Raw genomic sequence first — 18,318 nt, forward strand, 5'->3', positions numbered from 1 at the left:
GGGGTGATTTAGAGAAACCAGCGGTATTCCCTGGCGTGAATCTCTTGCTGGAACGCCAAGTGATCCTGGCGTTTGTTTTCGCAGTACACGTCGACAAATTCGGCGCCCAGCTTATCGCGCAATACCGCTTGATGCTGCATGGCGCGCACCGCATCGAGCATTTCCACGGGGAAATCGGTGCCGCTGCTGCGGTCGTCGTTCAACGGGGCGATGGGTTCGCGCTTGGCTTCAAGGCCGTGTTCCAGGCCAACAAGGATTGCTGCCAGCACCAGATACGGGTTGGCGTCGGCGCTGGCCAGGCGGTGTTCGATGCGCAGGTTGCGCGGGTCGGATTCGGGGATGCGCACGCAGGCGTCGCGGTCTTCAAAGCCCCAGCTGGCGCGGGTCGCGGCGTTGACCGTGCCACCCAGGCGGCGGAAGGCGTTGTGGTTGGGCGAGAAGATCGGCATGCAGTGCGGCAGCAACTCCAGGCAACCGGCCACGGCATGGCGCAGCGGTTGCTGCTGGTGCGCCGCCAGCAGGTTGTTGCCCGCCGCGTCATACAGGCTGACATGCACGTGCATGCCGCTGCCGGGGTATTGCAGGTAGGGCTTGGCCATGAAGCTGGCGCGGTAGCCGTGTTTCAGCGCCACGCCACGGGTGCTGCGGCAGAACAGGGCAGCCCAGTCGGCGGCGCGCAGGCCGTCGTCCAAGTGACCAAAGTTGATCTCGAACTGACCGGGGCCGATTTCGGCGGTGATCACCGTGATGTCGATGCCTTGGGCCTTGGCCGTTTGCGCCATGTCGTCGAGCACGTCGCTGAAGCGCGACAGGCGTTCGATATGCAGGTTGGGCTGGTCGTCGGCGTCGTCGCTCAGCGGGTCGCGGGCGAATTGCGGCAGGCCGTCGGCGAGTTTCTTGTCGAACAGGTAGAACTCCAGCTCAAACGCCACCACCGGGTGAATGCCTTTGTGGTGCAAACGTTCCAGCACCTTGGCCAGCACTTCGCGGGGTTCGAATTCGATGGGCGCTTCGGTGTCGTCCGAGGTGATCAGCATTTGCCCCAACGGCTGCGATTCCCAGCTCACCGGCTTGAGTGTGCCGGGCACCAGGCGGCGGTTGGCGTCTGGGTCGCCGTCGTTGAAGCAGTAATCGCCAATCTTGAACAAACCACCCTGAACCCCTAGCAGCACTGCGTTCTGCGGCAGCTTGAGCGGGCTGCCGGCGGCGACTTTTTCCAGCATCTCGATGGGGTAACGCTTGCCGTAGAAATGCCCCGGAATGTCCAGGGCGATCAGGTCGACGTAACGCACGTCGGGGTGGTTCTGGCGAAAGGTCCGTACTTCGGCCAGCAAGGAGGAGGAATGGCTTTTCACGGGTGCAGCTCCTAGTTGTAAACCCACAACACGCGGGCGGGCAGGTCGGTCAGGTTGGCGTAGCGACAGTGGGCGAAACTGGCCAGGTGAAAGCTGTCGCCGGGGCCGAGAGTGACTGAATCGGCTTCACCCTCCACCCACAGCGTCAATTCGCCCTCCAGCACAAAACCGGCCTGCTCGGCGCGGTCGCTCATGGTCTGTTCACCGCTGTTGGCGCCGGGGGCGAGCAGGCTGTCGAGCATCGAGAAGGCGCCGCTCATGCTCGGCGAGACCAGGATGTCGGTGATGCCGTTGGCGTAATACACCGTGCGCCGTTCGTTGGGGCGGGTGATCCAGTCCACGGCCTTGGGCTTGGGCTGGCTGTAGAAATACGTGGTGGGCACGTCGAGGGCGTGACTGATGGCAGTCAAGTCCGCCACGGTCGGGCGTGACAGGCCGCGTTCGACCTGGGACAGGAAACCCACCGAGCGCTCGATTTTCTGGGCGAGCTGGGTGAGGGTGAGCTTCTTGTGCTTGCGCAGGTCGTGGATCAGGGCGGCGAGGGTGGCGAGTTCTTCTTGTGGGGTCATGAAATTTATGTCGAGAAATTTCATGAAAAACTACATGAATTATTTCATGTGGGCAATGGGCCTCTGCGATTGTAGAGTCCTCTGTGGCGAGGGAGCTTGCTCCCTCGCCACAGAGGCTTGATTGAATGATCCCGCGCCGCAGCGGTCGGAACCTGGGTACGCCCATTCATTGAAGGAGCACCCATGAAAGCCAAATCCCTCGTTGCCAGCCTGTTGCTCGCCACCAGCCTGTCTACCGCCAGCTTTGTGGCGCAGGCCGGTGATACGCCCCAGGAAACGGTGCAGCCTTCCAACATCAACACCCGTGACTTGAAAGAAGGCGATCGCGCGCCGGACATTCTGATGCGCAAGGAATCGGCCGTCAGCGATTGGAAAAAACGCGGCCTCAAGCAGCCGGAACAAGACAGCCAGTGGGCGCGGGTGGGCGATAAATTCGTGCTGCTCAAGACCACCAACGGCACCATTCTTGAGATCACACCCGTGAAGAAATGACCTTGCATTTTGTCCCTGCTCCTGGGTTAAGGTAGCCGGCTGTAGAGGCCGCGTTACCTTTAAAAAAGAGAGCAGGATGCTTGCCACAATAAGAAACTACCCCCGCACCGTGAACCTGTTGCTGTCCGCCACGTTGATGCTGACATTGGCCAAGGCGATTACCTTTCCCTACCTTGTGATTTACCTGACCAGCCACTTCGCCCTGGACATCACCCAGGTCGGCCTGGTGATTGGCAGTTCATTGATCGTCGGTTCACTGCTCAGCGTGTACGGCGGTTTTCTTGTCGACCGCATCAATAGCTACCGGCTGCTGCTCGGCCTGAGTGTGCTGTTTGTGCTGGGCTTTGTCGGTACGCTGTTCGCGCAGAACATCTGGGCGTTCTATAGCTGCCTGATCCTGATCAACCTGGCTTACGCGGTCATCGATATCGCCGTGAAGGCCGGCTTTGCCAGCCTGTTGCCGGAAGAGGCGCGCAGTGAAGTGTTTTCCATCAAGTACACCTTGACCAACATTGGCTATGCAGTAGGGCCGGCGTTCGGGGCAGTGGTGGCCAAATTGGATATCAGCCTGCCGTTTATCCTGTCGGCGCTGTTGGGCGCGGGGTTTTTCCTGCTGTACTGGCGCTGGGGCGATCGCACGCTGACCACGGTGGATGCGACGCAGAAGCCGGTGTCGTTTGTGGCCGTTGGCCGCGTGCTGTTGAAGGATCACCGTCTGGTGTGCTTCACCCTGGGCGGGCTGCTCAGTGCGGTAGTGTTCGGCCAGTTCACGGCCTACCTGTCGCAATATCTGGTAACTACCACCACTGCGCAATACACCTACACCGTCATCAGCGCCGTCCTTACTACCAACGCCGTGCTGGTGATTGCCTTGCAGTATGTGATCGGCCGACGCATTTCCCATCGCCACCTGAGCCAGTGGCTGATCTTCGGCTTGAGCATGTTCATGCTGGGGTTGATCGGCTTTGCGCTGTCCACCAGCGTGCTGTGGTGGGTGCTGGCGATGGCGGTGTTTACGGTGGGGGAGATTATCGTGTTTCCGGCCGAGTACATGTTTATCGACCGCATCGCTCCGGACCACCTGCGCGGCATGTACTACGGCGCACAGAACCTGTCCAACCTCGGTGCGGCCCTGGGGCCGGTGTTGTGTGGCCTGGTGCTGGCCAGCCTGCCGGCCCACTACATGTTCTACATGCTGGGGGCGTTTATCGTGGGCGGCGGGGTGTTCTATTTCATTGGGGCGTCGCTGAAGGCCAGTCGTCCAGCGTGAGTTTGCCGACGGTGTTGCTGTGCAGTTCATAGCGCAGCTCCTCCACCATCTTTTCCACTTCTTGCGGGGTCTGCAGCCGGTTGGTGCTGATCCCGGTGACCACCAGGTCCACCCGGCCGGTATCCAGGTCGTAGACCTTGAGGGTCAGCGATGCGTCCCGGCACAGGGTGAATTCACACGTCAGCGGCGACAGGCCTTCTTCGATGCAATTGCGCAGTTGAGAGAGGGTAAACATGCGGGTTCCTTCAGGGCATGAACTTCGACACCTGAAGGTTATTGATTGCCCGTGTGCGCCATAAGGCGAATTCGCACTAGGTGTACTAGTGCATTTGCACTTCAAACGCCTACTTTTTAAGCCGCAGTTCGCCGGCAAACAACCCGCGTTCACGGGCCCAGACGATGGCCGCGCTGCGGCTGTGCACACCGAGCTTGGAGTACACCGTGGCCACGTGGTTACGCACGGTGTTGGGCGCCAGTTTCAGGCGCGAGGCGATCTCCTTGTCGGCCAGGCCTTCGCAGATCAAGCCCAGTACATCCCGCTCACGGGCGGTCAGGTCGGTAAAGGCCACGTTCGGCAGGTTGGGGCTGTTGACGCTTTTGGCATTGGCCAGCTTTTCGATCAGTGTCTGGCTGAACCAGGAAGCGTCCTGCATCACTTCCTCGATGGCCGCCACCAGCTCCAGCTCCGAGCGTTTGCGCTCGGTGATGTTCATCAGCACCAGCAGGTAGCAGGGCACGTCCTCGATGATCACGGTGTCGGCCGAGACCACGCAGTCGATCACCTCGTTGCCTTTCTTGCGCACCTTGAGGTCCTGGCCGTCGAGGTTGCCGGACTTTTCCAGGGTGGCAAACAACTGCGCCCCCGCTTGGGGGCTGTCGATAAAGTCGATGTCTTCGATGGCTTTGCCGATCAGCTCTTCACTGATATAGCCGGTGATGCTCATAAAGGCTTCGTTGATGTCCACCACCTGGCGATTGTCGGCGCTGCACACCAGGGTGGGGACGGGGGTGAGGCGGAAGGACTTGGCGAAGCGTTCTTCACTCTGGCGCAGGGCGATTTCCGCCTTGCGGCGCGGCTCCAGGTCGGTGAAGGAAAACAGCATGCAGTCTTCCTCATTCATGTCCAACGGCTGGCCGGCGACGATCACCAGCTTGCTGCCGCCCTCGGGCAGTTTCAGCTCGGCCTGCATTTGCGGGATGGTTGCACCTTCACCCAGGCGCTGGATGGCCAGGTCCTTGCGCTCGGCCTGTTCCAGCACGTCCAGTTCATAAACGGATTTGCCGATCACCTGGTCGCGGTTGTAGCCGGTCATCTCCAGGAAACCCTGGTTGACCTTGATATAGCGCAGGTCGCTCAGGCGGCAGATCACGGCGGGTGCCGGGTTGGCATTAAAGGTTTTCTCGAAGCGCTGCTCGGCGCTGGCCCACTCGGTGGCGTCGCTGAGGATCAGCACCAGCAACTCCGGCGCACCGTGTGAGTCGCTGATCACCAGGCTGCGCAAGCGGTGGACCCAGGTCCTGTGCGCATCCTCGGTGGGCGTGACTTCCACCACCACGTCACTGAATTCATCGCCCGCTGCCGCACGGGCCAGGGGGTAGTTTTCCAGAAGCACGGGGTGGTTGTTGCGGTAACGCAGGGCGAAGCGCTCGGCGTATTCCTGGGTGTTGGCGCCCAGCGCCATCACGTCGGCAACGCCATGCATGCTCAGGGCCGCTTCGTTGGCCCAAAGGATGGTCTGGTCGACTTCGGCGAGGATGATCCCGTCGGACAGGCCGGAGATGATCTGCTGCAACTGGCGGCGGTTGGTTTCTTTGGCAAGAACGGCCTGGGTCATGGGGTCTCCGGGGATGGGCGCATGGAACTTACGACATCCGGGCTTCAGGATAGTGCAGGTAATTGCTGTGCGAATGTTTAACGCGGGGAACTGCTCCTCTGCACATGGCCACTAGTGGGAGGATCTTGCGGGTATCAGGGTTATTGACTCAGAAGTGGATGACCTGGATCGACGCCGGATAACTGCATATTTATTCGACAGGCGCTAAATAATCATGATGAACGTCATTCAACAATCCCATGTCCCCTTGCCGGTGTATTCCTCCCCCGAAAGCGCAGGGCACTCGAAACCTGTAAACCACTCAGCCACGCCGACGGCGGGCGCTTTGAGGGCTGGTACGGTGAGTGCCGTTGATGGAGGCACAGACCGCAAGCGCCAAATTGTCGAACTTGCCCGTCAGGCCATCCTCAATTTCGACGAACTGCGCGATGGTCGTGTCCCGGACACCATTACCTTCGCTGACCTGCAGTCTCGCGTAAACGGATTCAACTTTGCGGGCCGGCGAGTGACGCCAGAGATTGAAAAACTGGCGGAACAACTGCTTGCCAACGGCGACGCGTTTTTTACCGGGGGTGAGAACAACAGCCCGGTTATCCGTTGGGACGATCTCTGCATTAAAGCGGGCGAGTTTGGCTTGATAAGTGACCATGCGTTGATCGCGCAAGTTGACAAGTATTTTGATGAGTACGGCGGCGGCGACGCGTATGTGAACTTCAATGAATTGAGAGAAGCGGCGGGGTTCAGGAAGACCAGCAAAACGTTCTCTGCCGAGGCAAGGGATGTTGCAGGGGAAATTCTGAGTCGAGAAAAACTTCTAAAAAAACTGGATATTGGCGTCGGGTTTCTCGGTATGGATGGTTTGAATGACGACAGATTTGATCGCGTCAACATCAGGCATACGTTGGAAACGGCTTCGAAAAAATCGTCGGCGAGGGTGCGTTGATGCTGCGCTGAGGCCTCGCAGTGACGCAATCCTGGGGTTGCCAAACCCGCCCGATTCTGGGAAAACCCCACCCTTCACGCATCCTACGAGACCTCCATGAGCAACGATGAACTCCAGATCACCGACATCCGCCTGGGCGATGGTAAAACCGTGGTCAAAGGCGCGCTGATCACCACCCAATACACGGGCACGCTGGAAGACGGCACGGTGTTTGACTCGTCCTGGGAGCGCGGCAAACCCTTCCAGTGTGTGATCGGCACCGGACGTGTCATCAAGGGCTGGGATCAAGGCCTGATGGGCATGCAGGTGGGCGGCATACGCAGGCTGTTCGTGCCGGCGCACCTGGCATATGGCGAGCGCTCGATGGGCGCGCATATCAAGCCCGGCAGCAACCTGCGCTTTGAGATCGAATTGCTGGAAGTACTGACGCGGGATGAGTGAGGCGAGGTGAACATGGACGTTGATCGACAGGTGTTGCCGGCTTGCACCGCTGACGGTATTCGGGTGGTTGAGTTGAACGATCGCGATGAAGCCGAGTTGCAACGGTTTTTTGAACAGGCGCCAGCGTATTTCATCGCGGTCAATGGCGAGCCCGCCACGCTGACCGAAGCGCGTGAAGAGTTGCAGGGTGCGTTGCCGGCGGGGTGGAGTTGCACTCGGATGTACTGGCTGGGTTATCGCGATGGCGATGACCGGTTGGTTACCGTGGTGAACATCGCGGCGGATTTGTTGGCGGTCGGTGTGTGGCATATCGGCTTGCTGCTGGTGGATGCGCGTTTGCATGGCACTGGGCTGGCTCAACAGCTGCATGCGGATCTTGAATGCTGGGCTGCCGAGCAAGGGGCTCAATGGCTGCGGTTGACGGTGGTCATCGGCAATACCAAGGCCGAACGCTTCTGGCCCGGCCTTGGGTACGTGCAAGTGCGTACTCGTGAGGGGATCACGATGGGGCGGCAGGTGAACAGGGTGTCGATTCAGGTCAAGCCGCTGGTGGGTGGTCATGTCGAGGATTACCTGGCGCTGGTGGTGAGGGATCGCCCCTGACCCGCCTGGGTTCAAGGAAGTGTTTCCTGAACCCATTCTGAAGAAATTTCCTGTTCACAATACGGACACTTTCCTACGGTTTACTCTCCCGCAGTCGGGGCGTAAGCTTCGCGCGTTTTCATCAATAGCGGAGACCCTCAGTGGGTACTTGTTCGAGCGACAGTCGTCGGCCGGTTCTGGTAACCGGCACAGCCTTGGCAAGGTAACGCGCATTCTTGCGATGCCGTTGTCTCGCCCTGCAAGCGAGAAGCGGCATCCCGGCAGCAGCCAGTCCTGGCGCCTGCCTGAATCCCTCTCATCGACGCTGACCCACACCTGGGTAACCCTGGTATGTGGCCTGCTGCCCGAAACTCCCGTTTCTGCACAGCCGTGCGGCGGCATTTCCCATTTGCCGGCGCATTCATGGAGTTTTTTCATGCAAGCAATCAACAACATCAACCTCAATTCCCTGGTCGATACCCTGGTCAGCCTGTCCGCCGCGTTTATTCTCGGTGGCCTGATCGGTTTCGAACGCCAGTACCGGCAGCGCACGGCGGGCTTGCGGACCAATGTGCTGGTGGCGGTGGGCGCGGCGATTTTTGTCGATATGGCCAACCGCCTGGGCGGCGCGGAAGGTGCGGTGCGGGTGGTTGCCTACGTCGTGTCGGGCATCGGCTTCCTGGGTGCCGGCGTGATCATGCGCGAGGAAGGCAATGTGCGTGGCCTCAACACCGCCGCCACGCTATGGGCGTCGGCTGCGGTGGGGGCCTGTGCCGGGGCCGACCTGATTCTCGAAGCGTTGCTGGGCACCTTGTTTGTGCTGGCGGCCAATACGCTGCTGCGGCCGATCGTCAATAACATCAACCGCCAGCCGCTGGATGTGGTGTCGGCGGAGGTGACCAACATTCTGTATGTCATCGCGCGGCGTACCCAGCAAAAGGCGGTGCTGGCCTTGTTGGAGGCGGAGCTTGCGCGCTGCAACTACCCCGCCAGTGACGTTGACGTGCGCCCGTTTGGCAGTGAAGAGGTGGAGATCGAGGCGACCCTGGCGGTGACGTCTGTGGATGGTGATGAACTGGACGCGCTGGTGGCGCGTATTTCCACCTCGACCCTGGTCGTACAGGCGTTCTGGAGCCCAAGTACCACCGACTAGTACGCCGGCTGTCGGGCATAGCGTTGGCTATGCTTTTGTGAGGAAAAGTCCTACATGTGATCAGGACTATCCCTTCAGTTCAGGCATCACGCCGTTGTTAAGGTTGCGCGCTTGCCACTGCTCACCAGCAATGGCACGGCCTCGCGTTCTCAGTGGTGTTGTGAATTGGAGGGACCAGGCTCTGCCTGGCATGGGCCTTGATGGAGTGCAGCGCCGCTCGTCGGAACTGTCATTTCTCACAGGTGCCTGGGTCCCGTGTCATGTGTCAGGTTATTTCGTCCTCTCAGGTGGTTTTTATGAGCAAAGCTTTAATTGTGGATGATCACCCGTTTATCCGCGCCACAGTCCGCTATCTCTTGAAACAGGAAAGTTTCGATAAAATCTTTGAGGCAGGCAATGGCGCTGATGCCATGCAGATTGCACGGGAGGAACGTCCTGACTTGGTTATCCTCGATCTGGCGATGCCCAAGCTTGGAGGCTTGGAGGTGATCAATCGAATGAAGGCGTTGGGCTTGCCCTGCAAGATCCTGGTGCTTACGTCTTACCTGGCCATTTTTTTTTCTACTCGCTGCATGCGTGCGGGCGCCATGGGGTTTGTGTCCAAGACCGGTGAGTTGGACGAACTGCAAAAGGCGATAAAGGCCGTGATGTCCAACTACAGCTGCTTTCCCAGCCTGCCAACCAGCTCCGTACGGCGCGATGATTTGCAAACGACCGAGCGTGAGTTGGTAGAGGCGTTGTCGGATCGTGAGTTGATGGTGTTGCAGAAGCTGGCCTTGGGCCTGGGCAACAAGGAAATTGCCGACGACATGTTGCTCAGTCACAAGACGATCAGTACGTACAAGACACGCCTCAAGGAAAAGCTGCGTATGTCGTCTGTGGTGCATTTGTCCAAATTCGCCCAGCGCAACCATCTGATCTGAAATGAACACCCCTCGGCTGGTGAAACTCACGGCCATCCTGCTGATAGGGCTGTTGCCCTCAGCGGCGATGGCCCTGGATGAACCCCACACTCTGCGCCTGCTCGGCCATGCCACCCTTGAAAAGCCTGATGTACAGCTTGCTGAGGCGGATTGGCGCTGGCTGCGTGAGCGGCGCACGTTGGTGATGGGGGTGTCGGCACCTGACTATGCGCCGTTCGACCTCAGCAACGACAACAATGAACTTGAAGGCATCTCCGCCGATTATGCGGCGTTAATTGCGCAAGCGCTGCATGTCACGATTGAGGTTCGGCGCTACGACACCCGTGACGAGGTGATCGAGGCGCTCAAATCGGGCGCGCTGGATTTCTTGGGGTCGGCCAATGGTTATGAGGCGGCCGACTCACAGTTGGTACTGTCGCGGTCCTACGCCAATGATCAACCCGTCCTGGTGACCCGTGCCGGTGACAGCCAGTCGTTGTCCGCCGACCTGGCGGGAAAGCGCGTGGCGATGCTCTACCACTACATGCAACCCGATGCTGTGCAGGCCTTTTACCCCCAGGCGCAATTGCTGTTGTATGGATCGACCCACCAAGCCATCGGCGCCGTGGCATTCGGCCAGGCAGATGTTTACCTGGGGGATGCCATCAGCACCCGCTACCTGATCAACAAGAATCACCTCAATAACGTACGCATGGCGGATTTTTCTGCCTTGGAGGTCAACCCGTTCGGGTTCGCTTTCACCAAGGACAACGAGCGTCTGCGGGCCATCATCAATGCCGCGCTGGGCGCGATCCCGGCCAGCCAACATATGGAAATCCTGCGCCGTTGGAGTGCCGGTGGCAGTGGGTTCCTGGAAACGGATCGGTTGCGCTTGAGTGAAGGTGAGCAACGTTGGCTGGAAAAACATCCACGGGTGAAGGTGGCGGTGCTCGACAAGTTTGTCCCGCTGTCGTTTTTCAGCGAGAGCGGCCAATTCGAAGGGTTGAGCGCCGAGGTGTTGTCGCGGATCAGCTTGCGCACGGGCTTGAAGTTTGAGGTCGAGCAGGGCAGCTCGCTGCCGCGGCAAGTTGACCAGGTCAGCGCGGGCCAAGTGGACATGCTGGCGGTGATCACCCCTAGCGTCGAGCGCTCCGAGAAACTGCGCTTTACCCGGCCTTATCTGTCCAACCCCTACGTATTGGTGGTACGCGCCGATGATGAACACTTGGTCACCCTTGAGGATTTGTCTGGCAAGCGCGTGTCGTTTATCGGCGGCAACAGCCTCGCCGCGCAGATTGCCCGGGACTATCCAGGTATCGGCTTTGTCAATGTGGAGAACCCCGAACAGGCCCTGGAGTTGGTCGCCAAAGGCGGCGCTGATGCGACCATTGTGTCGTTGATCAGCGCACGCTATATGGTTGCGCGTGATTACCGTGATCGACTGCGAATTACCAGCACCGTGGGCACAGAGCCCGCGCGGATTACCTTTGGCGTCAACCGCAGCCAGCTGGAGCTGTATTCCATTCTCGACAAGGCCCTGTTGAGCATCACCCCGGAAGAAATGGACGAACTGACCAACCACTGGCGCGGCGAAGTGATCATTGGAGACAGTTACTGGTTGCGTCATCGCAATGCAATCGTTCAAGGGTTTGGCGTGGCCGCGGTATTGCTGCTGGTGACCCTGGGCTGGGCCATTTACCTGCGTCGCCTGATTCGCACGCGGGTCCAGGCCGAACGTGCATTGAGCGACCAGATGCGTTTTATGAGTGTGCTGATCGACGGCACGCCCCACCCGATTTATGTCCGTGACCGCCAGGGCCGGTTGATGGCCTGCAACAACGCCTACCTCGATGTGTTTGGTTTCAAGCTGGAAGATGTGATCGGCAAGACCGTGATGGAGACCGACACCGGCAACCCACCTCAGGCGCAGTCATTTCATGACGATTACATGCGGTTGATGGCGCAGGGCGAGCCGCAGGTTCATGACCGCATACTCAGGCTGCCCAACAGTGAAGTGCTGACCATCTACCAGTGGATGCTGCCGTACCGTGATGGCAATGACAGTGTGGTGGGCATGATTGCTGGCTGGGTCGACGTGAGTGAGCGTCAGCGCCTGTTGGGGCAATTGCAGGAGGCCAAGGACGAAGCCGACGCCGCCAACCGTGCGAAGACTACCTTTCTGGCGACGATGAGCCATGAGATCCGTACGCCGATGAACGCAGTGATCGGCATGATCGAGCTGGCCCTGAAAAACGCCGAACAGGGCCGGGCCGACCGCGACGCGCTGGAAGTGGCGTCAGTGGCCTCGCGCAGCATGTTGGAACTGATTGGCGATATTCTTGATATTGCCCGCATCGAATCCGGCCATTTGTCCTTGACCCTGGAGCCGGCGAACCTTGAGGCGTTGTTGGCCCCGGTCGTGCGAGTCTTTGAAGGGCTGGCGCGGGCCAAGGGCCTGGCGCTGCAGTTTGAGTTTGATCCGGTGATCGATCGCGCGGTACTGATCGATCCACTGCGCTTCAAGCAAGTGGTGTCGAACCTGTTGAGCAATGCCATCAAGTTTACGGCCAGCGGGCAGGTGCAACTCGGTGCCCGGGGCACGGTGGCCGGGGGCCAGTTGACGCTGCGGTTATGGGTGCAAGACACCGGTATCGGTATCAGTGCCGAAGATCAGCAGCGGTTATTCAACCCGTTTATCCAGGGCAGCAATGCCGAGCAGTCGGCACGCAGTGGGTCTGGCCTGGGGTTGGTGATCAGTCGCAGTTTGTGCGAGATGTTTGGTGGTCAGTTGCACTTGAGCAGCGTGATGGGGCAGGGCACGCGAGTCGATGTGCGCCTGGTGCTGGCGCTGTCGGCGCAGTTGCCGGCCCAGGCGTCAACGGTGGTAGAGGATGCGCCGCCGACCCTGGCGTTGAACATCCTGGTTGTGGACGATTATCGTGCCAATCGACTGTTGCTGGCTCGGCAACTGAGCTTTCTGGGACACCACATCACCACCGCCGACGACGGTGTCCAAGGGGTGCAACTCTGGCAAGCAGGGCACTTTGATGTGGTCATCACCGATTGCAACATGCCGCTGAAGAACGGTTACCAGTTGGCGCACGACATTCGCGCCCAGGAACGGGAGCGCGGTCTGGTGCCATGCCTGTTGCTCGGGTTCACCGCCAATGCCCAGCCGGAGGAGGCCGAGCGCTGTCGGCTCGCGGGCATGGATGGGTGTCTGTTCAAGCCCACTGGCCTGGATGACTTGCGCTCGGTACTCGCTTCTCGCGCCCTGAGCGTTGTCCCGGCGGATACAGCGGCGACGTTTGACCTGAGTACCCTGACGGCATTGACGGGGGATGACCATGACGCCCTCAAAGAGCTGTTGATCCCGCTGATTGAAAGCCTGGAGGTTGACCTCGCCTTGTTGCCGGCGCTGCAACAAGCGTTTGATTTTGCCAAGCTGCACGACCTTGCACACCGCGCCAAGGGGGGCGCACGCATGGTCAAGGCACACGGGGTGATCACCTGTTGCGAAGTGCTGGAGGCGGTGTGTGAGAAACAAGACCGGGAGGCGCTGGGTTCAGCCGCTGGGGATGTCAGTGCAGCCATCGGTGATTTGCATCAGGCATTGAGCGTTTATTGCAATCAACCTTGAGCACCGTTCGGCTGGTTTGGGAAAGCCCCTACGCAAAGGGGGAACATGCCTGATTTTGCCGACGGCCTACGTCTGGAAAATGGCCTGCACTCACTGTCGAGCACTGCCTACCCAGGGGTTTGCCATGCCAAACAAAGCACTGACCATCCTGATTGCCGATGAGCAGCATCTGCAGCGGCTGTACATCGAGAAAATGCTCAATCAACTGGGGTATCACCGGATCGTGCCCGTGCAAACCTTCGACGAGGTGCAGACGCTTGCCGCCATCCCGGTTGAGCCGTTCGATGTACTGATCATCAATGCGGGGCTGGCGACCCATGTCAACGGGCCACCGCCCCAGGTGCGCCATGCACTGGTCTACGACCACCTGGACCTGGGCAATCCCGCCGGTGTCACGTCGACGGTGCTGGTACGGCTGCCGGGCGTGCCGGATAACGTCAACCTCGAACACTTCATGGACATCATCGACCCGCCCGCGGCCACCAGCGGCCTGCGGGTATTGCCCTGGCTACGGGAGCTGTCCCGAACGCCTGTCGCCCGGGTTTAGTCCCACTGGGGCGCGATGCCCTTGGGGCTGGTCAGGCGATGGCCACGCTCCAGGCTGGCAATCTGCGCCATGTCTGCGGCGGTCAAGGTCAGCTGCAGCGCCTTGAGGTTGCTTTCCAGGTTGGCGCGCTGGGTGGACGACGGGATCACCGCGTAGCCCAGTTGCATCGCCCAGGCCAGTGTGACTTGTGCCGCAGTGGCCTGGTGGCGTTCGGCGATCTGCTGGATCAGCGGATCTTTCAGCACTTCGCCGTAGGCCAGGGTCATGTAGGAGGTGATGTGGATGCCGTGGGCGCTGGCGAAGTCCACGACCTTGCGGTTTTGCAGGTAGGGGTGCAGTTCGATCTGGTGGGTGGCGATGTGTTCTGCGCCCACGGCGGCAATCGCCTGTTTCATCAGGTCGTTGGTGAAGTTGGAAACACCGATCTGGCGTGTCAGGCCAAGGCGCTTGGCTTCCAGCAACTGGCCCATGAATTCGGCGACGGGCACTTGGTCTTCTGGTGATGGCCAGTGGATCAAGGTCAGGTCGAGATAGTCGGTCTGCAATTTGCGCAGGCTTTCGCGCAGGCTGGGGATCAACTGGTCTTCGGCGAAATGGGCGATCCAGATCTTGCTGGTGATGAACAGCTCGTCGCGCGGGATGCCGCTGTCGGCGATCGCCTGGCCAACCTCGGCTTCGTTCTCGTAGATCTGCGCGGTGTCGATGACGCGGTAGCCCAGTTCCAGGCCAGTGCTCACGGAGTCGATCACCACCTTACCTTGCAAGCGGAAGGTGCCGAGGCCGAAGGCCGGAACGGTTTGCGTGGGGGTAGACATCAGTAACTCCAGTAGGGCTGAACAATGGCGTTGAGTATCCGCCTGTCGTTCCCTCGGAAAAACCGTCAAGTCCGAAAAGGACTCTTTACCGCAGATCACGAATCGTTATAGCCGACCTTGGGAGGGCGCTTGTCGCACCGCCGCTCCCACCTGTTGGACTCAGCGCGTCATTTTGCCCGCAACCGCTCTGCCGCGCTGCGCAACAGCTGCTCGGTGGCGTCCCAGCCCAGGCAACCATCGGTGACCGATACGCCGTATTTCATCGACGCGCCCAGCGGCTGGCAACCTTCGAACAAATGACTTTCCAGCATCATGCCAATCAGCGAGGTGTCGCCTTGCAGGCGCTGCTCCAGCACCTCGTTGAACACCGCCGGCTGACGCAAGGGGTCTTTGCCACTGTTGGCATGGCTGCAATCGACCATGATCCGCGCCGCCACCTTGGATTTGGCCAGGTCGTGTTTTACCTGCGCGACACTTTGCACATCGTAGTTCGGCCCACGGTGGCCGCCGCGCAATACCAGGTGGGTGTCGGGGTTGCCCGGGGTCTGGATGATCGCCGGATGGCCTTGGCTGTCGACGCCGAAGTGGCGGTGCGGGTGGGAGGCTGAGCGCATCGCGTCACACGCAATCGCGACGCCGCCGTCGGTGCCGTTCTTGAAGCCCACGGGCATGCCCAGGCCGCTGGCCATCTCGCGGTGGATCTGCGATTCGGTGGTGCGCGCGCCAATCGCGACCCAACTGAGCAGGTCATCGAAGTAGCCGGCGGCCATGGGTTGCAGCAGTTCGGTGGCGACCGGCAGGCCCAGGCGCAGCATTTCGCGCATCAATTGACGGGACAGGGTGAGGCCGGCGGCCATGTCATCGCTGCCGTCCAGGTGCGGATCGTAGGCGAGGCCTTTCCAGCCGATGGTGGTGCGTGGCTTTTCGACGTAGGCACGGATCACCAGCAGCATCTGGTCACTGACTTCCAGGGCCAGTTTCTTCAGGTTGCGTGCGTATTCCATGGCCGATTCCGGGTCGTGGATCGAGCACGGGCCGACAATCACCAGCAAACGCTTATCTTCGCCATTGAGGATGGCGCGCACGGCTTGGCGATGGGCGTGGATCTGCTCGTTGAGGAACGGGCTGAGGGGCAGTTGGTGCTTGAGCTCATGGGAGCTGGGCAGGCGCTGGGACAGGGCTTCATTGGCGCTGTTCAGGGCAGAAAGAGGCAGAGCGGCGGTGGCAGAGTTCATATTCAAGGCTTCCTGGGCAAGCGGCGGGTGATTCCCGCACGCTTGGCCCTACTGGGGTGTTCGACAATTGGCCGTATCGGCTACGTGTGTTGGCTTGCCACCAATAGGTGACCGATCGGAGGCGGCAGGCTGTCCCGAACGGAGCTTGCTAAATCGCCATGCAGTGCAAGTGTCGTAGCGGTAATAGGTGGCGTAGTTCATGTCGTGATTCCTTGAGTGTTCTTACGAAATTTTTTGAGAGCCTGAAAAAACAAAACCCCCGGTCGGGGAGCCGACCGGGGGTTAGATTTCTCTGGTAGGCGACCCCTTGAGTAGTGGCCGCCGATTTCAGGTATCAGGCGCGCCAGTGGCTAAACCAATACCCAAAATAAAAGCTTACAGCTGCGCTCGAACCGCTCACACGGGAAGCCGACACCGAGCGCGGGGCGCTGGTAGCAGGGCAAACCGGAGTGTGGGTGAGTTGCAACATGGTGTTTCTCCAAATGATGGGGGGAGCTTACTAGAGGCACGCAGGAGGATTCAATGGGTAATTTCTATGGCGTGGGGGTACTCGGCGCTATTGGCCGCGATATGCTGTTAATACTTCACTATCGATTGCTTGGACGCGACCATGACCACCTTGACCCTTGCTGCTGCTCAATCCATTTCCATTGCGGGCGACGTACAGGCCAATATCCAGCGACACTTGGCGTTTATGCGTGTGGCCGCGGAGCAGGGCGTGCAGGTGTTGGTGTTTCCGGAGTTGTCATTGACCGGGTATGAACCGTCTTTGGCCGCCGCATTGGCGATCGCCCCAGAGGACGCGTTGCTGGCGCCATTGCGTGAGATGGCGCGGGAGTTGCGGTTGATTGCTGTGGTCGGAATGCCAGTCCGATTGGCCCCTGAAGCCGGCGTATCGATCGGCGCTTTGGTGTTGGGGGCGGATGGCTCTCAGGCGACATACACCAAGCAGCACCTGCACCCCGGCGAGGACGCGGTGTTTGTCCCGGGGCAGGGTGGTGCTTTGCTGGCGGTGGGGGACGAGCGAATTGCGTTGGCCGTGTGTGCAGACTTTTCCCAGGCAAGTCATCCACGCGCTGCCGCTGAGGCGGGGGCCAGTGTGTACGCCGCTGGTGTCCTTATCAGCGAAGGCGGCTACGCAACAGACAGTACGTTGCTGCAAGGCTACGCTGCCGAGCACGGCCTGTTGGTGCTGATGGCCAATCACGGGGGGCCGTCCGGCGGCTACGTGTGTGCCGGTCGTAGCGCGATCTGGGCCACTGATGGCAGTTTATTGGCTGCCACGCCGGGTGTGGGGGATGCCTTGGTGATAGCCCGCCGTGAAGGCGGGCGGTGGGCCAGCCAAGTGGTGGTGCTCTAATGGCGCTCTACCTGCGCGCGGCGACGGATCGCGACCTGACATTTGCGCGAACGCTGACCCACGAGGCCATGGGCCGCTACTACACGCAGTACGGTCTGTTGTGGTCCAACGACGGTTTCGATACCGCCTGGGCGGGTCGGGAAAACTGGCTGATTTGTCGCGACGAGAGTGTCCTGGGTTTTATTAGCCTGAGCCGTGATGGTCGGGCGTTGTACATCCGCGAACTGCATCTGCTCGAAGGCTGTCGCAAGCAAGGTGCGGGCAGTTGGGTGTTGGAACAGATGGCGCTGAAGGCCTGCGATCAGGGGTTGTTGCGCTTGACCGTCTTCAAGACCAATCCGGCGAGACGGCTCTATCAGCGCATGGGACTGAGCATCGTTGGTGAGGAAGACTGCTTCTGGCGTATGGAGCGCGTTTGCCCCTCAAGCTAAACCTGCGCCAAATTCTAATAAGCGCATACTGGGTTCAAGAGACGACTTCCTGATCGTTGTTTTGGCCATCAGCCTCAGAAAGGATAACTCCCTCTTTCATGCCCAGAAGGACCGCTACCTTATGGGCTTCCCCACGCCGTCCCTTTTTGCGCCCAGCGAGCACTTGATAGGTGGTTGCCGGATCAACGCCATGTTCACGGGCGAACGCTTGAACTGACTTTCCTTGATGTTCCAGCCAGGCCTTGGCTTGTGCGGCAGTACGGATTCCGGGCATAGTTCAAAACCGTTCAAGTTGGTTTAACAAAGAGATGAATGTGTCACCTCTTGGGGTGTGCAAAATAGGATCATACATCCAAATGAGTGGAATCGGTTCGCGTTTGAGGCAAGAAAGAGAGCGACTTGGCCTGTCGCAGAAAGTTTTTGGTGAGATAGGAGGCGTTGAAGCCAACGCACAAGGTAAATATGAAAGTGGAGGGCGTGCGCCTAAAGCGGACTACTTGTCTCGTGTCGCCGAAAGAGGAGTGGATATCCTGTTCGTGTTGACTGGGAATGCCACGCCGATTCAGTTGGAAAATTTGAGCCAAGTTGAAGAAAAGGTATTGGGCGATTATCGCGCAATGTTCAAGGAAGACCAGGATGCGATCCGTCGCCTGACATCCACCCTGGCCGAACACTCCGTTTCGTTGAATGGCAAAGCCAAGCCGCAGCCCGCGGATTCCTGAAGTTTTTGCCGGGCTAACCAGGGCGC

General features: G+C 59.7%; 19 protein-coding genes. 12 read left to right on the forward strand and 7 right to left on the reverse strand.

Translation table 11 applies throughout. The annotated features are described in order from the left end of the window. Positions 1-8: 8 nt before the first annotated feature. Both J1G37_RS12065 and J1G37_RS12070 read right to left on the reverse strand, forming a co-directional pair. Positions 9-1,355 carry a glutamine synthetase family protein gene (locus J1G37_RS12065; protein ID WP_207041926.1) on the reverse strand — a complete coding sequence of 449 codons (1,347 nt, stop codon included), beginning with the start codon at positions 1,353-1,355 and terminating at the stop codon, positions 9-11. Positions 1,356-1,366: 11 nt separating this feature from the next. Next, positions 1,367-1,924, reverse strand: coding sequence for an XRE family transcriptional regulator (locus J1G37_RS12070; protein WP_207041928.1), 558 nt, complete (start codon positions 1,922-1,924; stop codon positions 1,367-1,369). Between the two features lie 183 nt (positions 1,925-2,107). Here J1G37_RS12070 and J1G37_RS12075 point away from each other — a divergent pair, with 183 nt between their 5' ends. Beyond that, complete coding sequence (locus J1G37_RS12075) at positions 2,108-2,416, forward strand: RcnB family protein (protein ID WP_207041930.1); 309 nt, start codon at positions 2,108-2,110, stop codon at positions 2,414-2,416. Between the two features lie 76 nt (positions 2,417-2,492). Then, the gene (locus tag J1G37_RS12080) at positions 2,493-3,686 is read left to right on the forward strand and encodes an MFS transporter (protein ID WP_207041932.1); all 1,194 of its coding nucleotides are present in this window, start codon (positions 2,493-2,495) and stop codon (positions 3,684-3,686) included. Here J1G37_RS12080 and J1G37_RS12085 read toward each other — a convergent pair. Together J1G37_RS12085 and J1G37_RS12090 are read right to left on the reverse strand one after the other, a co-directional pair. Further along, complete coding sequence (locus tag J1G37_RS12085; protein ID WP_207041934.1) at positions 3,649-3,921, reverse strand: DUF1652 domain-containing protein; 273 nt, start codon at positions 3,919-3,921, stop codon at positions 3,649-3,651. The two genes, J1G37_RS12080 and J1G37_RS12085, sit on opposite strands and share 38 nt — an antisense overlap. Positions 3,922-4,030: 109 nt before the next feature. Beyond that, on the reverse strand, positions 4,031-5,521 hold the full coding sequence (locus J1G37_RS12090) for a helix-turn-helix transcriptional regulator (protein WP_207041936.1): 1,491 nt from the start codon (positions 5,519-5,521) through the stop codon (positions 4,031-4,033). A 214-nt stretch (positions 5,522-5,735) separates the two neighbouring features. Between J1G37_RS12090 and J1G37_RS12095 the strand changes: the two genes are divergently transcribed. The 7 genes from J1G37_RS12095 (at position 5,736) to J1G37_RS12125 (ending at position 13,729) form a co-directional block, all read left to right on the forward strand. Beyond that, entirely contained in the window at positions 5,736-6,464 is a 729-nt protein-coding gene (locus J1G37_RS12095; protein WP_207041937.1) for a hypothetical protein, read from the forward strand. A 96-nt stretch (positions 6,465-6,560) separates the two neighbouring features. Continuing rightward, complete coding sequence (locus J1G37_RS12100) at positions 6,561-6,905, forward strand: FKBP-type peptidyl-prolyl cis-trans isomerase (RefSeq protein ID WP_207041938.1); 345 nt, start codon at positions 6,561-6,563, stop codon at positions 6,903-6,905. Between the two features lie 12 nt (positions 6,906-6,917). After that, a complete protein-coding gene (locus tag J1G37_RS12105; protein WP_207041939.1) occupies positions 6,918-7,508 on the forward strand; it encodes a GNAT family N-acetyltransferase in 591 nt (196 codons plus the stop codon). A gap of 415 nt (positions 7,509-7,923) precedes the next feature. After that, entirely contained in the window at positions 7,924-8,640 is a 717-nt protein-coding gene (locus tag J1G37_RS12110) for an MgtC/SapB family protein (protein ID WP_207041940.1), read from the forward strand. A 296-nt stretch (positions 8,641-8,936) separates the two neighbouring features. Next, the gene (locus J1G37_RS12115; RefSeq protein ID WP_207041941.1) at positions 8,937-9,563 is read left to right on the forward strand and encodes a response regulator transcription factor; all 627 of its coding nucleotides are present in this window, start codon (positions 8,937-8,939) and stop codon (positions 9,561-9,563) included. 1 nt (position 9,564) lies between these two features. Then, positions 9,565-13,182, forward strand: coding sequence for a transporter substrate-binding domain-containing protein (locus tag J1G37_RS12120; protein WP_207041942.1), 3,618 nt, complete (start codon positions 9,565-9,567; stop codon positions 13,180-13,182). Between the two features lie 124 nt (positions 13,183-13,306). Continuing rightward, positions 13,307-13,729, forward strand: coding sequence for a chemotaxis protein CheY (locus J1G37_RS12125; protein ID WP_207041943.1), 423 nt, complete (start codon positions 13,307-13,309; stop codon positions 13,727-13,729). Here the strand turns inward: J1G37_RS12125 and dkgB are convergent. Then, the gene (dkgB, locus tag J1G37_RS12130) at positions 13,726-14,544 is read right to left on the reverse strand and encodes a 2,5-didehydrogluconate reductase DkgB (RefSeq protein WP_207041944.1); all 819 of its coding nucleotides are present in this window, start codon (positions 14,542-14,544) and stop codon (positions 13,726-13,728) included. The two genes, J1G37_RS12125 and dkgB, sit on opposite strands and share 4 nt — an antisense overlap. 167 nt (positions 14,545-14,711) lie before the next feature. After that, positions 14,712-15,779, reverse strand: coding sequence for a 3-deoxy-7-phosphoheptulonate synthase (locus J1G37_RS12135; RefSeq protein ID WP_207041946.1), 1,068 nt, complete (start codon positions 15,777-15,779; stop codon positions 14,712-14,714). A gap of 610 nt (positions 15,780-16,389) precedes the next feature. Here J1G37_RS12135 and J1G37_RS12140 point away from each other — a divergent pair. Together J1G37_RS12140 and J1G37_RS12145 are read left to right on the forward strand one after the other, a co-directional pair. Next, the gene (locus J1G37_RS12140; RefSeq protein WP_207041947.1) at positions 16,390-17,139 is read left to right on the forward strand and encodes a carbon-nitrogen hydrolase family protein; all 750 of its coding nucleotides are present in this window, start codon (positions 16,390-16,392) and stop codon (positions 17,137-17,139) included. Further along, on the forward strand, positions 17,139-17,570 hold the full coding sequence (locus J1G37_RS12145) for a GNAT family N-acetyltransferase (RefSeq protein ID WP_207041949.1): 432 nt from the start codon (positions 17,139-17,141) through the stop codon (positions 17,568-17,570). The genes J1G37_RS12140 and J1G37_RS12145 overlap by 1 nt, the downstream gene beginning before the upstream one ends. 34 nt (positions 17,571-17,604) lie before the next feature. On the opposite strand, the gene J1G37_RS12150 is transcribed toward J1G37_RS12145, so the two are convergent. Then, complete coding sequence (locus J1G37_RS12150; RefSeq protein WP_207041951.1) at positions 17,605-17,844, reverse strand: DNA-binding protein; 240 nt, start codon at positions 17,842-17,844, stop codon at positions 17,605-17,607. 82 nt (positions 17,845-17,926) lie between these two features. Between J1G37_RS12150 and J1G37_RS12155 the strand changes: the two genes are divergently transcribed. Beyond that, the gene (locus J1G37_RS12155) at positions 17,927-18,292 is read left to right on the forward strand and encodes a helix-turn-helix transcriptional regulator (protein WP_207041953.1); all 366 of its coding nucleotides are present in this window, start codon (positions 17,927-17,929) and stop codon (positions 18,290-18,292) included. Positions 18,293-18,318: the final 26 nt, after the last annotated feature.

The sequence above is a fragment of the Pseudomonas sp. Marseille-Q1929 genome (assembly GCF_017316265.1).
Lineage (GTDB): Bacteria > Pseudomonadota > Gammaproteobacteria > Pseudomonadales > Pseudomonadaceae > Aquipseudomonas.

What these genes read in the sequence shown, in the direction of transcription:
- J1G37_RS12125 (WP_207041943.1), top strand. Translation starts at nt 13,307, where the DNA reads ATGCCAAACAAAGCACTGACCATCCTGATTGCCGATGAGCAGCATCTG.
- J1G37_RS12150 (WP_207041951.1), bottom strand. Translation starts at nt 17,844, where the DNA reads ATGCCCGGAATCCGTACTGCCGCACAAGCCAAGGCCTGGCTGGAACAT.
- J1G37_RS12145 (WP_207041949.1), top strand. Translation starts at nt 17,139, where the DNA reads ATGGCGCTCTACCTGCGCGCGGCGACGGATCGCGACCTGACATTTGCG.
- J1G37_RS12100 (WP_207041938.1), top strand. Translation starts at nt 6,561, where the DNA reads ATGAGCAACGATGAACTCCAGATCACCGACATCCGCCTGGGCGATGGT.
- J1G37_RS12135 (WP_207041946.1), bottom strand. Translation starts at nt 15,779, where the DNA reads ATGAACTCTGCCACCGCCGCTCTGCCTCTTTCTGCCCTGAACAGCGCC.
- J1G37_RS12095 (WP_207041937.1), top strand. Translation starts at nt 5,736, where the DNA reads ATGATGAACGTCATTCAACAATCCCATGTCCCCTTGCCGGTGTATTCC.
- J1G37_RS12155 (WP_207041953.1), top strand. Translation starts at nt 17,927, where the DNA reads ATGAGTGGAATCGGTTCGCGTTTGAGGCAAGAAAGAGAGCGACTTGGC.
- J1G37_RS12090 (WP_207041936.1), bottom strand. Translation starts at nt 5,521, where the DNA reads ATGACCCAGGCCGTTCTTGCCAAAGAAACCAACCGCCGCCAGTTGCAG.
- J1G37_RS12105 (WP_207041939.1), top strand. Translation starts at nt 6,918, where the DNA reads ATGGACGTTGATCGACAGGTGTTGCCGGCTTGCACCGCTGACGGTATT.
- J1G37_RS12140 (WP_207041947.1), top strand. Translation starts at nt 16,390, where the DNA reads ATGACCACCTTGACCCTTGCTGCTGCTCAATCCATTTCCATTGCGGGC.
- J1G37_RS12075 (WP_207041930.1), top strand. Translation starts at nt 2,108, where the DNA reads ATGAAAGCCAAATCCCTCGTTGCCAGCCTGTTGCTCGCCACCAGCCTG.
- J1G37_RS12080 (WP_207041932.1), top strand. Translation starts at nt 2,493, where the DNA reads ATGCTTGCCACAATAAGAAACTACCCCCGCACCGTGAACCTGTTGCTG.
- dkgB (WP_207041944.1), bottom strand. Translation starts at nt 14,544, where the DNA reads ATGTCTACCCCCACGCAAACCGTTCCGGCCTTCGGCCTCGGCACCTTC.
- J1G37_RS12115 (WP_207041941.1), top strand. Translation starts at nt 8,937, where the DNA reads ATGAGCAAAGCTTTAATTGTGGATGATCACCCGTTTATCCGCGCCACA.
- J1G37_RS12070 (WP_207041928.1), bottom strand. Translation starts at nt 1,924, where the DNA reads ATGACCCCACAAGAAGAACTCGCCACCCTCGCCGCCCTGATCCACGAC.
- J1G37_RS12120 (WP_207041942.1), top strand. Translation starts at nt 9,565, where the DNA reads ATGAACACCCCTCGGCTGGTGAAACTCACGGCCATCCTGCTGATAGGG.
- J1G37_RS12110 (WP_207041940.1), top strand. Translation starts at nt 7,924, where the DNA reads ATGCAAGCAATCAACAACATCAACCTCAATTCCCTGGTCGATACCCTG.
- J1G37_RS12085 (WP_207041934.1), bottom strand. Translation starts at nt 3,921, where the DNA reads ATGTTTACCCTCTCTCAACTGCGCAATTGCATCGAAGAAGGCCTGTCG.